General features: G+C 44.0%; 14 protein-coding genes and 1 pseudogene. 7 read left to right on the top strand and 8 right to left on the bottom strand.

Going from position 1 to position 16,194, the window contains the following annotated elements; genetic code table 11:
- Nucleotides 1–844: 844 nt before the first annotated feature.
- Both MKY98_RS03190 and MKY98_RS03185 read left to right on the top strand, forming a co-directional pair.
- Nucleotides 845–1,855, top strand: coding sequence for a LacI family DNA-binding transcriptional regulator (locus MKY98_RS03190; protein WP_029515929.1), 1,011 nt, complete (start codon nucleotides 845–847; stop codon nucleotides 1,853–1,855).
- 1,141 nt (nucleotides 1,856–2,996) lie between these two features.
- Nucleotides 2,997–3,575, top strand: a complete 579-nt coding sequence (locus MKY98_RS03185) for a hypothetical protein (RefSeq protein WP_069010901.1) — start codon at nucleotides 2,997–2,999, stop codon at nucleotides 3,573–3,575.
- A 973-nt stretch (nucleotides 3,576–4,548) separates the two neighbouring features.
- On the opposite strand, the gene MKY98_RS03180 is transcribed toward MKY98_RS03185, so the two are convergent.
- From MKY98_RS03180 to MKY98_RS03160, 5 genes are read right to left on the bottom strand one after another with little or no spacing between them, the layout of a single operon-like run.
- Complete coding sequence (locus MKY98_RS03180; protein WP_069010900.1) at nucleotides 4,549–5,868, bottom strand: ABC transporter permease; 1,320 nt, start codon at nucleotides 5,866–5,868, stop codon at nucleotides 4,549–4,551.
- On the bottom strand, nucleotides 5,861–6,763 hold the full coding sequence (locus MKY98_RS03175) for an ABC transporter ATP-binding protein (protein ID WP_029515932.1): 903 nt from the start codon (nucleotides 6,761–6,763) through the stop codon (nucleotides 5,861–5,863). The genes MKY98_RS03180 and MKY98_RS03175 overlap by 8 nt, the downstream gene beginning before the upstream one ends.
- 2 nt (nucleotides 6,764–6,765) lie before the next feature.
- Complete coding sequence (locus tag MKY98_RS03170; RefSeq protein WP_069010966.1) at nucleotides 6,766–7,701, bottom strand: ATP-binding cassette domain-containing protein; 936 nt, start codon at nucleotides 7,699–7,701, stop codon at nucleotides 6,766–6,768.
- Nucleotides 7,702–7,742: 41 nt separating this feature from the next.
- Complete coding sequence (locus MKY98_RS03165) at nucleotides 7,743–8,144, bottom strand: GntR family transcriptional regulator (protein WP_039270421.1); 402 nt, start codon at nucleotides 8,142–8,144, stop codon at nucleotides 7,743–7,745.
- A 41-nt stretch (nucleotides 8,145–8,185) separates the two neighbouring features.
- Complete coding sequence (locus MKY98_RS03160) at nucleotides 8,186–8,905, bottom strand: hypothetical protein (RefSeq protein ID WP_029515935.1); 720 nt, start codon at nucleotides 8,903–8,905, stop codon at nucleotides 8,186–8,188.
- A gap of 235 nt (nucleotides 8,906–9,140) precedes the next feature.
- Between MKY98_RS03160 and MKY98_RS03155 the strand changes: the two genes are divergently transcribed.
- Together MKY98_RS03155 and MKY98_RS03150 are read left to right on the top strand one after the other, a co-directional pair.
- Nucleotides 9,141–9,368 carry a DUF1858 domain-containing protein gene (locus MKY98_RS03155; protein WP_029515936.1) on the top strand — a complete coding sequence of 76 codons (228 nt, stop codon included), beginning with the start codon at nucleotides 9,141–9,143 and terminating at the stop codon, nucleotides 9,366–9,368.
- Between the two features lie 14 nt (nucleotides 9,369–9,382).
- The gene (locus MKY98_RS03150) at nucleotides 9,383–10,642 is read left to right on the top strand and encodes a DUF438 domain-containing protein (protein WP_029515937.1); all 1,260 of its coding nucleotides are present in this window, start codon (nucleotides 9,383–9,385) and stop codon (nucleotides 10,640–10,642) included.
- Here the strand turns inward: MKY98_RS03150 and MKY98_RS03145 are convergent.
- From MKY98_RS03145 to MKY98_RS03135, 3 genes are all read right to left on the bottom strand, one after another.
- Entirely contained in the window at nucleotides 10,631–11,143 is a 513-nt protein-coding gene (locus MKY98_RS03145; RefSeq protein WP_069010899.1) for a GNAT family N-acetyltransferase, read from the bottom strand. The genes MKY98_RS03150 and MKY98_RS03145 overlap by 12 nt on opposite strands.
- Nucleotides 11,144–11,735: 592 nt before the next feature.
- Nucleotides 11,736–12,518, bottom strand: a complete 783-nt coding sequence (gene map / locus MKY98_RS03140) for a type I methionyl aminopeptidase (protein WP_081317543.1) — start codon at nucleotides 12,516–12,518, stop codon at nucleotides 11,736–11,738.
- 105 nt (nucleotides 12,519–12,623) lie between these two features.
- Nucleotides 12,624–12,812 (bottom strand): hypothetical protein, encoded by a 189-nt coding sequence (locus MKY98_RS03135; protein WP_007428354.1) that lies wholly within the window; start codon nucleotides 12,810–12,812, stop codon nucleotides 12,624–12,626.
- Between the two features lie 364 nt (nucleotides 12,813–13,176).
- On the opposite strand from MKY98_RS03135, the pseudogene MKY98_RS03130 reads away from it, so the two are divergent.
- From MKY98_RS03130 to MKY98_RS03120, 3 genes and pseudogenes are all read left to right on the top strand, one after another.
- A pseudogene (locus tag MKY98_RS03130) lies at nucleotides 13,177–14,213 on the top strand (serine hydrolase domain-containing protein).
- 44 nt (nucleotides 14,214–14,257) lie between these two features.
- Nucleotides 14,258–15,409 (top strand): MGDG synthase family glycosyltransferase, encoded by a 1,152-nt coding sequence (locus MKY98_RS03125; protein WP_029515941.1) that lies wholly within the window; start codon nucleotides 14,258–14,260, stop codon nucleotides 15,407–15,409.
- A 30-nt stretch (nucleotides 15,410–15,439) separates the two neighbouring features.
- Nucleotides 15,440–15,721, top strand: a complete 282-nt coding sequence (locus MKY98_RS03120) for a hypothetical protein (RefSeq protein WP_029515942.1) — start codon at nucleotides 15,440–15,442, stop codon at nucleotides 15,719–15,721.
- The last annotated feature ends 473 nt before the right edge of the window (nucleotides 15,722–16,194 follow it).

Genomic DNA, 16,194 nt, shown 5'->3' with positions numbered 1-16,194 from the left:
GTGGTCCTTTTTCTCATCTGGCTTCAATGGCCTTCAAGGCGTCCCTATGTTAACGAATTCATCTTCAGAATGCCGTCTGGTCAGCATTTGTCCACTCTTCGGATATACAAGTATATGTATAATTTCACCTTCCGAATAAACACTAACACCGCCCCCCCGTACCTACGATATATTACAAGCAGTAGGAATCCTTACGCAGCACCCCATTTAAATCTCGCTATAAACTGCTGCATTGACATCGGTTTCCCAGCCAACGGGAACGGCAAGACCCGCCGCAGAATACTCAGTGTTTGTAATTTTCGACCCCGTCTTAGGAGTTGTGTAGCGAATCTGTAATTTGGCTATCCGGCGGAAAAGCTCAATAAAATCACAGCCGGTTATACAGAGCTCATTTTAGTTTACCTCCATCCTTACCCTCAAAATACTTATACTTGTGCATTTAATTGTTCATCAAGTTTACATTTATAATCAATATTTATAAACATTAATTTATATAACCAAAAGTATAGCGCTTTCAAAAATAAAAAGCAATGAAAATCCCACTCACTCTGTTACTTGTTTAAGTTTATATATTTCCTTGATAGCAAACCCTCACGAGAAGGGGTCTAGCTCTCTTTCTTTTCTTAGAAGAACACCGATTTATCCTAATAGTATAGAATCTTTTTTATCTAACTCTTACTACAAAAAAGGCAAAGAGTAGTGTAGTATAAGAGGGGAATGTTTATTAGCAGTATGCAAGATCAAAGAATTGTTTTCAAGCTAAAAACCACATTCACATTTACATTTGAATAAATTTTTGTTTATCATTTAAGATTTTATGAAGCAGGATAAAAAGGAGCTTATTATGGCTGAGAAAGTAACGGTTCAAGACATCGCGGATGCAATGGGGCTGTCTCGAAATACCATATCCAAAGCCCTCAACAACCATCCGCAAATTCCAGAGGGCACAAAAAAGAGAGTAATCCAAAAAGCAGCGGAGATGAAATACAAAAACTACAGTTTTATGAATGGAGGCAATATTGCTCTTCTTACACGAGGGGACATTAACGCCATCAGCTTCTACTCTGAAACGATTAAAGGAATGGAAACCTCCCTGCGCGCTGAAGGCTTTAATCTGATCTTATCTCTTGTCAATCCTGAGGATATCCATTCATGCACACTGCCCTCCAATATTAACCAATCAAATGTGAACGGAATTGTTTGTATTGAGATCTTCCAAGAAGCCTATATTGAAACTATTCTAAACACGGGCATTCCAACGGTATTTATCGATTTTTTGCCAGAGTCGTTGAACTCTCCACACAAATTCGACATCCTCTTGATGGAGAATCACCGCACGACATACAATCTTACTCGTTCTCTCATTGGACGCGGCCATTCGGAGATTGGATTTATCGGAGACCACAATCACTGTCGAAGCTTCTATGAGCGTTGGCTTGGTTACGATCAAGCCCTCCGGATGCATCGCGCTTCATCTGGAGAGACGTTCAGCATCAAGCTTGAGGACAACAATCCTTATCTATCTGTTGAGTGGATGCTTGAACAGTTGAAGCAGCTTCCAAAGCTTCCGACAGCATTTGTTTGTGCCAACGATGATATTGGAATTTCGGTTATTCGTGCGCTAAAGGAGTTGCACATCGATGTTCCTGGACAAATCGAGGTAACAGGTTTTGACGATATTGCTAATGCCAAGATTATCGATCCTCCGCTCACGACCGTACATACTTATCCGTACGGACTCGGTACACGCGTCGTTGAGTCCTTGTTGGCTCGATTGGAGCAGCCGGATCGACGGAATGAGACCATTCATCTTGAGACATGCATCGTTCATAGAGGCTCCACGAAGTCTTCCTAATCAAGTTGTATGTAACAAAGATACAGGGAACCATTTTTATTCAGAGCATATACACTGTTATTTTTAAGCAAGGTAAGATGAATAAGATTTTCAGATACCAAGGTAGTATGAATGAGAGAGATAGCAAAACTAAAAAATTAATCTTTCTCACATTCTTATGTTTTATTTTTTTGCTCCTTATAGTTAATAACCATAGTGTACTTCTATCATTACAATATAGACATAAATAAATAAGAAATTGAATCAGCACTTTGATTTTCAATGATATTCCTCCAAATAAGTTATGTTTTTCGCGTTAATTAAGTTTTGATGTGTAATGAATTTTTCAGATGAGTAAGCGCCCGAACTGTAGAAGGTATTTTGGTAACTAAATTAAAATGAGTTAAGAGAAGCATTTAGCGTAGATCTCATTTTTAAAAAGACGAAAAACCTCTTCACAATTCAGCCCTATCTCCTTTCTAATTATTGCATTTGCGTAAAGTTAGGCTTATAAGTAGCAGTTTATACTTAAATGAATCTGATATAAATAATACGTTTATATTAGATTTTCTTAAAAGATATATTTAAAAATAAATTGTCCTTATGTCGCATAATACAAATAATTTTTTTATTTATAGAAATAGCTATAACTGTATTCAATGAAAAAAGGTAGGTTCGCAATTGAACCTACCTATTCGGAGAAATTACATATTATTTACTTTCTTATCCTACTTAAGACTCCGAGCCCATCATTCTCCTGGCTTCTTTTAGTATTGAACCTGTTGTACTCATTAGCCATCCCAAAGAATCAGTAGTACCACAATACTCAATAACATCAGCGCATTTTAATTGTCAGGAGAAAATAACGTTCTAGACTAAAAAATAAAGTGTTAGACTCAGCAAATAAAGTTGTAGACTGAGAAAATAGAGAGACTGACGATGCTTCATTAAGCTAACGGACAGATAGGTTAACCATGAGATTTCAATAACTAGTATGGTTGTAGCATTGTAAAAAATATTGATCCCTCATAAGGGGGGAGTGATTTATTATTGAGTCTTTATGTTAAAATTACTATATGGATTGTGAATAAATGTACTTGAATTAATGCAGCAGATTAGTAATGGTAGATTATACCATGTGGATTATATGGAGGTTGCTGTAATGTTTGAAAGTATATGTGTTTCTAGTGATTGCGATTTAGGGACAAGAGCAGAGAAAGCAATTTTTTATGATAAGGTAAAAATAATCGTCAATGAGAATCTGTTAAATCGTTTGTTTTCACAAGTCCATCCCGCTGAATTTATTCCATTTTTAGAAGAACATAAAGAAAATATTGAATTAGTTTATTTCTGGGTTGTACCAGTTACTAGAACTTTCCACCACGATGATAAAACAGAAATAATGTTTACCTCAATGGATGAAGATGATGTAGACCCATACTTAGATTACTTGTGGGAAAAAGGTGGGTTGAATAGTCCTAATGGGCATTTTACAGACTTACCTTTGGCAAGAAAACTTTACAGATTAATGAGTAGAGATGATATTTATTTTGAAACAACAAAAAAGTATGCAGAAGAAATGGAATCTGAAGAACAAATCATAAATTACTTAGAAAATTTCCTTATAAAGACCAATCCTTTACTTTTAAAGAAACTTCCAAAAGATATTAAGTTAAAATTACACATCATAGAAGATGATGCTCTTTTAAAAAGATATGAATTAGAACATAATATTAGGTAAGAGATAATTGACCCTCTCTCATTTCTAGGAAGTTATTTTTCGACTTTTTCTAGCTTTGAAGTATGGTCAAAGCACTCATCGGATTTCCAATTAAGCCCATCATCTTCTATCTTAATTGCGAACAGATTTGATTCCCTTTATAACAAAATCGTTAGTGGAAGTAATAGTATAGAAACATTTAATAATTTTGTACTGAAAACTGGAAATGTTAGAGGAGTTTTGAATTCCGGGGAAAAGACTTTTTCAGAGTATATATCTATATATGAAAATAGTAGAAAATTCAAGGAGTTTATTGGTGATTTACCCCCAGAAGCTAATTTAATACAGGAATACTTTAATGCTAATAATGCAAATACTTGGGCTGAGAAATTACCATCTAAAACAATCAGGTTGGGCTGTTTACAGGTGCAGGTTTACTTAATACAGTAGGTGGCTCAGGAGCTGGCACTTTATTAGGAATTTCATTGAGTGCGGTAGATACATTTTTAGTAGATAAGCTAATAAAAGGATGGAAACCAAATCACTTTATAGAAAATGATTTAAAAAACTTTATAAATAGTTAAATATGTAATGTTAGACTAACGGGAAACGTTAGTTTAACAACAACAGCGGCAGTCTAAGACCTTATTTATCAGGTCTTGTTCTGCCGCTGTTTCATTTAATGGATTAGTCTAAAACTTATTTCTCAAAAGTTGACGGTTCTTCAATTCGAAAACGTTGTTAAGTCAACGACTCCAGTCTATTACTTTATTTTTACAGTACTAATCCTTTTCTTTTGTCATTTTAAATCATTCCCCTCAAATAGTTTATTTCTTCGCCATCTTCTTATATTCGGACACCATACAATAACTCCACCGATGTATACTAGTGTATAAATATTCATTTCTCATCAATTATGAAATTTTTTTCTCATTAATTATGAATACATTCTCATTAATTATGACACCACACACTCACATGTATTGCTAAAAATTTAAATCTTGTAAGCCTTCATAGCTTTTCTTAGCTCTTTGAACGAAGGACGTTTACCATACATTAAGACACCCGTACGGTAGATCTTGGCGGCCAGCCAACCGAACAGCAAAATGGAGGCGACCAGAATACCAAGTGACAGCCAGATTTCCAGCAGGCTCGCCCGTTCCAGACCAATCCGCAACAGCATGACGGTTGGCGAGAAAAATGGGATGTACCCGGCAACCTTTACGAAAATCGTATCAGATGCGGCGATATTGAAGATACCGATATAAAAGGCTGCTAGTGACAGCACGGTAATCGGCATGATCGCCTGTCCCAACTCCTCGGTACGGCTAACAATGGAGCCCACCGCGGCGAACAGTACTGCGTAGAGAAAGTAGCCGAGGATGTAGAATACCAGACCATAACCCAACACCGCGATATTCAGTTGCGACAGATCCAGCCCGGCTGAGCTAAGAATGACATTATTATGCGGCAGCATAAGGTTGGCACATACAGCGGCTGCAAAGACAGCAATTTGCAGCAGGCCGACCAGGAAAATGCCGATAATTTTTCCGAACATCTGGGTCAACGGTGAGACACTTGTGATGAGAATCTCCATGATACGTGAGCTTTTTTCCGATGTCACCTCTGCAGCAATCATATTCCCCGTCATCATGGAGGAGGTGAAGAATAAAATCATCAGTACATAGACCAAACCATAGTTAATCATAGAGGTCTCTTTTTCCTCTGTCCCCACAGCTCCCCCTGCCTCAGACGAACCGTCTACTTCCCTGCTGTCCACTATTACAGGTGTGCTAATCTCACGAATTTGATCACTGGTCAATGCATTGCCGCCCATAATGGCTTTGACCTTAGCTTCCTGAAGTCCCGTCTGCAACAATGTAATTACAGCAGGAGATGGCTCTTTTTCTACAGAGACATATTCCACTTTAGGAAACGTGTCTCCCTTGTCGGTAGGCTCCGTGAACTGTACGTAACCTTGCAGCTCCCCATTTTTCAAGGCTTGCTGCATGGCTGGTGTTTGTACGTTGTCATAACGCTTCCAGATGGCTGCCGGGTTGGATTGCTCCTTGGTGAATTTCTCCAGTTGATTCGCCACTTCTATCCGGCTCCCGGCAATCAGTCCCAAGCGATGATGCTCGGCTGCCGTCGTGCCCGAACCTCCTGTCCCATCTGCTTTAAACAAAGAAATCAAATATGGCAGATTCATACCAAGCGTAATGAGCAAGGCCAGTACCAGCGTTGTAATGATAAAAGATTTGGTTCTCGCCTTCTGACGAAACGTAAAACCGATTACCGTACCCAGTCTATTCATGGGAATCACCCACCTCTCTTATGAAAATCTCGTTCAGCGTAGGTTCCTTGATCTCAAAATGCTCTACATCCGTTTGCTCCAACGCCGTTTGTAATACCAACTTCGCCGCATTCGGCTGCTCAATATGCAGCATCCAGCCGCGATCCATAGGCTCTACACGGCGCACGCCGGGCAGCTGTTCCAGTCCGTTCACTTCACCTGTAGTGATGAGACGAACTTTTTCACGCGGGTAACGGCCCTTAATCTCCTGCACACTTCCCTGCACAACTGTATTTGAGCGATGCAAAATCGTAATATGGCGGCACAGTTCCTCCACATGCTCCATGCGGTGGGTCGAGAATAAAATCGCAGCCCCATCGTCCCTCAGCTCTTTCACCGTATCCTTAAGCAATTCAACGTTTACCGGATCAAGCCCACTAAAGGCCTCATCCAAAATGAGCAGCGTCGGGCGATGCACAACGGCGGCAATAAAGCCCATTTTCTGCTGATTTCCCTTGGATAGCTCCTCAATCCGCTTGTCGTAATATTCGGGCACCCCAAAGCGCTCCAGCCAGTAGCGTAGACTTTTGTCCGCCTCCTTAGCCGACATTCCGCGCAACCTGCCCAAATAGTTAATTTGCTCGCTCACCTTCACCTTGGGGTACAACCCTCGCTCCTCGGGCAAATAGCCCATCGTCCGCTGTAGCTCCTTGCTGTAGGGCTTGCCCTCATATTGAATGTTACCTCCATCAGGGTAAATCAGACCGAGCACCATGCGCATCGTTGTCGTTTTGCCTGCTCCATTGCCTCCCAGTAGTCCGTAAATCTCCCCACCGTTCACATTCAGCGAAATTCCGTTCACCGCCGTGTGGTTCCCATATTGCTTCACGACCTCTTTCAATTCCAGCATGTTCATGATTACTCCGCTCCTTTTTTCTGCGTGTATGTCTCCGCATCTTCTGATAGTTGTCCCGCAGACCAATATACTAAAATATCATCCAGTTCCAAACGCCGCACACGGATGGGGCGGATGCCCGCTTGTTCCAAGATGGCGCTGGTCTCTCCGGCTGCCAACGTTACAATTCGCTGCAATCCGCCTTCGCTCTCCATCTCTACAACACCCGGAAGTTCCGATGCCTCCTCCGGTGTGCCTTCAAACCACATTTCTTTGCTATTTTCGAGCAAATGGTCTTTTTCCAGCTTGCCGAGCAGCCTGCCATCATGCATCAGGACAATATAATCCGCCAAACGCTTAATCTCGTCTATGATATGAGTGGCAATAATGACCGTCGTTTTGCCGTTCTCCATACAATCCCGCAGTTCCTCCAGCATGATTTTCCAGGCAAAAGGGTCTAAACCCGACGAAGGCTCATCCAGCAGCAACAAACGAGGGTGAGGCGCCAAGGCTGCAGCCAGTTCAAACTTACGGCGCTCTCCCTTGGACATGCGCGATAATTTCGTATGCTGAGGAACCTGAAATCGTTCCATCAGACGCTGAAAACGTGTTTCATCCCAGCCGGGATACCACAAGGCTCGAAACGCCGCTGCTGCTTCTGCTGTGAGTCGATCTTCCTCACGGGTCGGCTGCTCTGACATATACCCAACCCATTGTCGTGTATCTGCCGGCATGCCGTCCGGATACGCTTGACCGAACCAACGTATTTCACCGGAATCCGGGTGGATAAGCTGAGTCAGCAGATGAATCAATGTACTTTTGCCCGATCCGTTATGTCCAGCCAAAGCGACTACATATCCCGGTTCAATGGTTAGATTAATCGGTCCAATTTCCCGGTTACCTCGAGTTTTATAGACTTGGCTCATCTCAATAATGGGTGTTTTTATCTGTATCCCCATAGGAACTTCCACATGATGGTTTACATCGTTTTTCACGGGCGTCACTCCTTCACTTGGACTTCATACCTTCTCTTCACCATTTCTGCGAAAAGCTCCAACAATTCCTGTTCTGTCATCTGTACAGCGATGCCTGTGTCAATCGCCGTTTCCAACGCCTCGGTCACTGCTTTAAGGCGGTAACCTGAGCGCTTATCGTCTTCGACCAGAGCTACGAAGGTGCCCGTTCCCTGCCGGGTACGAAGCAAGCCTTCGTTCTCCAAATCCTGATAGACCCGCCGGACGGTGATGACGCTGCAGCGGAGCGTCCCTGCGAACTCCCGAATGGAGGGAAGCAGCGTTCCCGCTGCAATCTGTCCGGTTACGATGAGTGAGCGAAGTTGCTTTTCAATCTGCGCATACAGCGGTTCCGCGCTATTCTCATCAATTTGCACTGGTATATTCACCTGCTTCTCCCCCCTTTTTATCTATCTTTGTACACATACCGCTAAGTTAAATCCCGTTTCATAAGCTTACGCTGTGTCACCCTGTAGGACATCCACATACCCAGAGCTCCTGCCAGCAGCGCTCCCCACATCACCGGAGACAACAGCTGCCATTCCTTGCTGTAAAATGCCGTTATCGATACCAGATTGGCCCCACATACTCGAACTATAATCGTAACTATCCCACAAATTAGCATGATGACAATGGATAGCCAAAAGTAGGATTTACCTTTTTTAAGAAATTCCAAATGAATATAAATGGCTTGAATCAGCATTCCGTAGCCTATCCAGGTAAGTGCAAACGATACAAAGAAACCTGTACTGGCATATACCCGAAACGTAGCTGACAACGTAAACAAGAGAGTGAAAAATATCACACTATTCACAACAAACGCCAAAAGCGCCTGTTGAATTCGACTCATAATCACCGCATTCATCGGTATAGGCAAGGTGCGGAAAAAGGCTAGCATATGCGTATAGGAATCTTCCTGAAGATATTTAAATGCACGGCGGTTATAAATGTATCCGAGAAACGGAATCAACACCAGCATGATAAAATCGGCTACCGGACTCAAGTTTCCACGTTCATCCCAATGCACACTTACAGCAAAACTCATGGTAAATCCCAAATACGCAATAAACAGCAATGTCCACAGCATAACATATGGATTGTTGCGAAAATCCTGCCGGGTAATCTTCCATGCCTGCTTGATGATTGTCATTTTCTTATCCTGATCCCTTCTGCACTGCCTGTAATGACGACCTCGTTCTCTCTTCATACGAAGTTATTATTAAAGTAATCAATGTTATTACTGTATATATCTTTATACACAGTATATAAACCATGAATTACAACTGTCAATACCTGAATGTAAATTGTGCGTACAATCACAATAGCTCGTCAGGACCTATGCTACTCTGTAAATGATAAACGTTCTCAATCAAGGGGATGAACAAATGGATAAGATACTGCACTGGGATGAGCCGATTTTTAACCTTGTTAACCGTTATCCCGAAGTGAAGGACATTATGGTAGAGCTGGGTTTTCATGATATCGCCAAGCCTGGCATGTTACAAACCGCAGGTCGTTTTATGACATTGTCCAAAGGTATTGCATTGAAAAAAGTAGCTATGGAAACCGTGGAACGCACGTTTTTGCAACATGGTTTTACCATTCAAAAATAAAGGAGCTAACGATCATGAGCGAGCTAATTAACAACCGTGAACATACAGCACAGGAATTAACAGAACGTCAACGAACACTGAAGGAAATTATAAAAGAATTACATGCCGGGAAAAGCGTCGAAGAGGTGAAAGCGCGTTTTGCAGAGGCTGTTGGCGGAGTAAGTGTGGCGGAAATTTCAGCTATGGAGCACGCACTGATGACCGAGGAGGGAATTCCCGTATCGGAAGTTCAGCGGCTCTGTTCCGTGCATACTTCGATCTTCAAGGGCTCCATTGAGGATATTCACCGTCCTTCAGGACCGGAGGAACAACCGGGACATCCTGTCCACACATTCAAGCTGGAAAATCGGGAGATCGAACGACTGGTCAACTTTAAGTTGGCATTGCATGCAGAGCAATTTCAAAAGGAGGACAGTCCCAAGGTTATTTACAAGCTGCTTGAGGATTTAAGTCTGCTAATGGATCTCGACAAGCACTACAGTCGTAAAGAAAACTTGGTCTTTCCTTATCTAGAACGCTATGGAATTTTTGGCCCGACCAAAGTCATGTGGGGTGTGGACGACGGCATTCGTGCCGCGATTAAGGAAGCGAAGAGTCTGCTCGCCGAATATAACGGGGATCGTGAACAGATTGGGAAGGCGCTTGCCCATATCATGAGTGAAGTAAATGAAATGATATTCAAGGAAGAGAATATTTTGCTGCCGATGGCACTCAGTAAGCTGACAGAGGATGAATGGCTGAAAATAGCCCGGGAAAGCGAGGAAATTGGATTCTGCCTGACCGCCCCCGAACGCGAATGGATACCCGAACGGGCAGAGGAGCCTGCAGAAGCCCTTGAGCAAACGGAAGGCACATCAGGAACACCGCAAGGCTTCGTGCGATTCGAGACAGGGATTGTATCCGTACAACAATTGGAACTGCTGTTGAACCATCTACCTGTTGACCTGACCTTTATCGATGAAAATGATGTTGTTCGCTATTTTTCCCATGGTAAGGAACGAATCTTCGCGCGCACGAAAGCCGTCATTGGTCGTACCGTACAGAATTGCCACCCACCCCAAAGCGTGCATGTCGTTGAGAAGCTGCTGGAAGATTTTAAGGCAGGCCGCAAGGATGTTGAAGATTTTTGGATTCCAATCAAGGATAAATTTGTCTACATTCGTTATTTTGCCATCCGTGATGCAGAGGGCCGCTATCTGGGAACGTTGGAATTTACGCAAAATATCGCACCCATTCGTGCCTTGGAAGGACAAAAGCGTATTCTATCCGAATAGTATCCAACCGTAAGCCACCATGTTCAGATTTTTGCCACCCAAACTTATAATATGTTGTTCTACTATAAGTTTGGCTCCCAACCTTTCATAAAAGGTACATGCTGGATTATCTGCTAGCACCCATACGATCACAGAGAGAATATCCATACTATTGAAATGTTGAAGCAGACGTAAAAATAGTCTCTTCCCCAAGCCTAAACTATGGTATTCACTCAAAACGTAAATTGCCGTTATTTCTCCCCCATACGGGGGATATTCACCTGACTTTTCCGGACCCCCACTCACAAATCCGATGATTTCCCCCTTCTCATTTTCAGCAACATATACCCGATGACCGTCTTCACTGGATAGATTCGCATTCCACAGTTCTGTTCTTTGCTCATAGGAAATCTGTTCCAGAACCTGGGCGGGCATTATTTCTTTGTACGTCGTCCTCCAGCAATCTACGTGCACCTTGGCGATGCCCTCGGCATCTGATATCGTTGCTTCCCTGATGATCATGTGAGTTCCACTCCTAGTTTCCAATATTATACTTTCCATATACCGACGATCCGAATCTTGATCTATAATAAAAATGTTCACTGCTATTCATTCATTCCTGAAGGATTCGACTTGAATAAAATTGTTTCATTTTATGTACGTTCGTGGCTGTAGCTGTATTGATCATAGGCTGGAGTATCGGGTTGACGCCCGTAGGCAATCTGGTCTTTCAATATGTATTTGGTATGTCCCCGGAATTGATCGAACCTACCAAGAACGTATTTCAGGTTCTTACTTTACTATACATATGGGTAGCTGTCCGTAACATATATCAGGGACTTATTATTAACAAGCACCGAACGGCATGGATGACATTCAGCTCGTCATACGTATTATCGTGATGCTACCAAACCTATCTTTATCGGTAGGCTGTTTTCTGTAGCTTTGCAATTCTCGCGCTTATTCTCTGTATCTGCTTTTTTCCAGGACTGGACGGCAAAGTGGCGGGAATTGTGATGGCTGTTTCCGATGAATGCATCATCCTGAAAAAAACTTACCTAGAGAGCCTTATGCAAAGGACCCGCACATTGACTCCCTATGGCACAACTCGCTTTTACGAGGTCAAAATATAAGGGCCGTTCTTTGTAATCGCAATCGTGTGCTCGTATTGGGCTCCCCAACTGCCGTCTGCTGTGCTGATGGTCCAGCCATCGTCCCCCCAGAGCACGGCCCCCTCGGTTCCGAGGGTAAATACCGGCTCGATGGTAATCACCATCCCTTCGCGCAGGGGTAATCCCGTTTTGGGACGACCGTAGTGCAGAACCTCTGGCGGCTCATGCATTTGGCGACCAATGCCATGCCCGATCAGAGGCTTGACGTTGCCGAACCGCCGCCAGCCTGCCGTTTTTTCCACAGCATGCCCGATATCCCCCAACGTCCTCCCCGGGCGGGCAGCCTCGATACCTCGTATCAACGCCTTATGGGTCTGCCGCAACAGTCGTGCTACCGGGCGGCTAATGTTACCTACCGCATAGGTCCATCCTCGGTCAGCCAGCCAACCGTCCTTGTTAACCACAATGTCGATGGTCACAATATCCCCATCATGAAGCACTCGCTCCGATGGAAAACCGTGACACACCACCTCGTTGACCGAAGCGCAGGTGGCATAAGGGAAACCTTTATAGCCCTTTTGTTCAGGCGTGGCTCCACGCTTGCTTAAAAACTGCTCCACCCAAGCATCGATTTCAAGCGTTGTAATTCCCGGAAGAATACGACTTTCCAGCGTACGATGGCAATCTGCCAAAATACGTCCGGCCTCCCTCATGTAGCCGATTTCCTCCGGTGTTCGTATCGCTATCTCTATTGGAATCCGCCTCCTTTGAGCATACAAATTCACTAAACCTATCCCATTGTATGCAAGGCGGACACAAAAAAACCGTCTCCTCTGTGGATAGACGGTTTATAAAAGTCGTATTTCTAGTTTTTCGGGTAATCGAACCCTTTAAGATACTGAAGAATTTATGCGACCGAGTTCGTTTTCCACCACCATGGTCAACTCTTCCTCATACCCTCCTGTAATCCGGTATTTTCGCACATATTCCTTTACAAATTTTTTGGGATCCTTAGGCCGGAAAATTCGAGTCATTTCCCGCAGACTTTCCTTAACTTCATTGTGACCTTTCGTTGCCATGTAACTCCCTCCCAAAACGTTGAAAATAAGTGCTCCGTTGAAGAGAATGCCGAAAAGTATTGATGTCCTTATGCAGTGAAGTAGTATGTCTAATTGCAGCTTAGGTCGGGAACGCCTTAGGCAGGCATGTACCTGACACTTGTATTAACCGATTTTCTTTTGGCTGAATCACTACCCCATTATAACATATTCAGATACAGCTTTCAGCTTTCCAGTAAATTTACATTGATTTTACCTATCTTTTACGCATCATGTCATTTGGGGTACTACATCAGCTGTTGCACAGAGGGTATACCTTATTTATCGGTTTTTGGAGTGTATGTGTTTGGGGTAAAATAAATAAACATAACAAGGAGGGAAAAGGATGAGCCGCTATGCTCCGCTGTTCACTGCACCTGTTGCCCGTATGTCTGCCCTGAACATAGGAACTTGTGAAGAGGAGGGCATCAATGCCTCCTTACTTGATCAGGCAGACCGTGAAGTTCAAGCCAAGTTTCCTAAAATGCACAGCTTCCTGCTGCTGCGCCACGGTAAACTGATCTGGGAACGCTATTACAACGGTCATGAAGCAAGCTCTCTGAACGATTTGCGATCAGCGACCAAAAGCTTCACTTCCACGCTCATCGGCATAGCTATGGCTCGCGGTGATATGCCCGGGCCAGAGACGGCTGTACATAAGCTGTTGCCTGAGTATTTACCTAGGCGGAAGGAAACACTGCTAGAGCAGATTACGATTCGCCATCTGTTGACCATGACATCCGGCTTGTATTGGCAGACAGGCAAAAAGCTCGGAGAAGCTTTTATCCACCGTTTTCATCGCAGCAAAAGCTGGCCGTCCTTTGCCCTGCGCTTACCTGTACAGGAGGATCAACTCGGTGTATTCCAATATCGCAGTGTTGATTCGCACTTGTTGTCCGTGCTACTGACCCATTGTTGTGGGATTGACGCCTATACGTACGCTCTCCAGCATCTGTTCGAACCCTTAGGTTTTGGGAGAAGTGGTTGGGCACAAGATCCAGAGGGCTACACCATGGGACATATCGGGCTATATCTGAATCGCGTGACATGGCTAAATTCGGCGACTGCTGCCTTCATCAAGGCAGCTGGAACGGAAAAGAATTGATACCGGCCGATTGGCTGCATCAGGCGACACAGCGACAGGTCGAAGGCTATCCAGAATTCGGGGATTACGGATTCCAATGGTGGACAGGACGACTCCACGGCATCAACTACGCGTGTGCACACGGACATGGAGGACAGCAAATTTATCTTGTGCCAGAAGCGAACGCAGTCGCGGTATTTACAGCAGACAGCAAGGTGAGCCGTTGGAAAAATCCGCGAACACTACTGGAGCGTTACGTTTTGCCAGCCGTATCCTCCCTCAACTTGGAACGTTCCTGAAATGAGCTTCAATGTGCTTATTGAATATAGGGGGCTAAACAATCATGGAAGTCTTACCACCAAAAATTCTAATATTGTACGCCAGTTACGGGGAAGGCCATGTACAGGCCGCCCGGGCAATTAAGGACAGTTTGCGAAGACTCGGACACTGCGAGGTACGACTACTTGACCTAATGGCTGAATCTCATCCCTGGTTGAACAGTCTGACCAAATTTGTATATATGCAAAGCTTCAAAACCATTCCACAGCTTTACGGATGGGTCTATAACATCACGCGCGGTATGCAGGCTACATCGGCCTTCGGCCATGTGTTGCATTCATTCGGAATGCGTCAACTTACGCTCACACTGAAAAAGGAGTTGCCCGACCTCGTAGTACATACATTCCCGCAGCTCGCGCTTCCGGCGTTACGTCGCAAAATGGGAATGCATTTGCCGATTGTCAACGTGGTTACGGATTTCGATCTGCATGGGCGCTGGCTGCATCCCGATATTGACCGCTACTATGTAGCCACTGAGGATATGCAGCAGGAAGCTGCCCAGCGGGGAATACCGATCGAACGCATTGCCGCGACGGGCATTCCGATCCACGCTTCTTTTTATAACATGTCTGCCGACGAAGCGCCTGTTCAAGAACAGCTAATCCCACCCCTACAGGCTGAGACTACTACGCTACTCATTATGGCTGGCGCCTATGGTGTGCTATCCGGCATAATGGATATCTGTCAGCAATTAAGCCAGCTTCCTCAGTTGCGGCTACTCATCGTCTGCGGTCGTAACCAGCAACTGAAGGCAGAATTGGATGCGCTGTATGCAGACTACCCGGACATTTACACCTATGGATTCGTGGACTTTGTTCCAGCACTTATGCGTGCGAGCAATCTGGTGATTACGAAGCCGGGCGGCATTACACTCTCAGAAAGCATTGCATCCGGTTTGCCTATTCTTGTGTTCAAGCCCGTACCCGGTCAGGAGCTAAATAATGCTCTATATTTGCAGCAAAAAGGAGCTGCTCGGATTGCTCGCACTACGGAGGAGCTGATTCAGCATTGTCTCGACCTGATTTCCATCCCCTCTCTTGCTGGAGAGATGACGCAGGCGATTAAGCTACTTCGCAAACCTCATCCCGCAGACCAAATTGCCGAGGATATTTTGCATCAGCTTGTGGATAAAAGAACCTCCGTCCGGACAAATTAACGGAGAATAAGCCAGACGGAGGGGATACCAATGGAACGCAAAGGAAAGGATTTACTCCCACTAACGGGTGATAAGGTAGAAGTGGACGGTGTTTATATTGATGAGGATGGACATGAGCAGCATTTGCACAGAGGCCAGCATTTTCCCGCTGATGTAGTTTTGGGTACTTCCGAGTGGAAAATGACCGAATATGCCTTTGATAACCATCACGAGGGACGTACCGATGAACGACTTATCCCCAAAGAGGATGACAAGAATAAAATGGGTAAAATCACACATCCACGCCGCCATTTAAAAACTGGTGACCGATAATTACGAAAGTATATCCACAATTACACCCAATATGTTGATAGTTTGTGGACAAACTGTGTGCAAAGTATAAATTATCGTAATATTATCTACAGATTGTGCACAACTTGTGTATAAATAATGTTATTTCTGTGGATAAACATTAATATGTGGTGGATAAAGTGTATACAACATGTGCAAAACATGTGCATAACCGTTTAAAAGGCTGAACGAATTCTTTTCGTTCAGCCTTTTTCGTATTTTTATACACATTCTCTAATTCATTTTTTTACCGAGATCGGGTATGTTCGAACGAAAAATCGCTCCCGGAACGATGAGTTGCCCAAAAAGGACTCTATCCCATTAACGGAGACTCATCGAAAATTCGCAAATAGCGCATAGAGGAGTGTAAAATGGAAACGAGGACGAACAGAGTCAAAAGAGGAATTACCGAAATGTAATAAGGCGTAGTCATCATAGAAATTCTCGCTTCAGGC

It is taken from the genome of Paenibacillus sp. FSL M8-0228, assembly GCF_038007385.1.
GTDB classification, from domain to species: domain Bacteria; phylum Bacillota; class Bacilli; order Paenibacillales; family Paenibacillaceae; genus Paenibacillus; species Paenibacillus polymyxa_D.
This window is presented reverse-complemented; position numbering and strand designations above follow the sequence as displayed.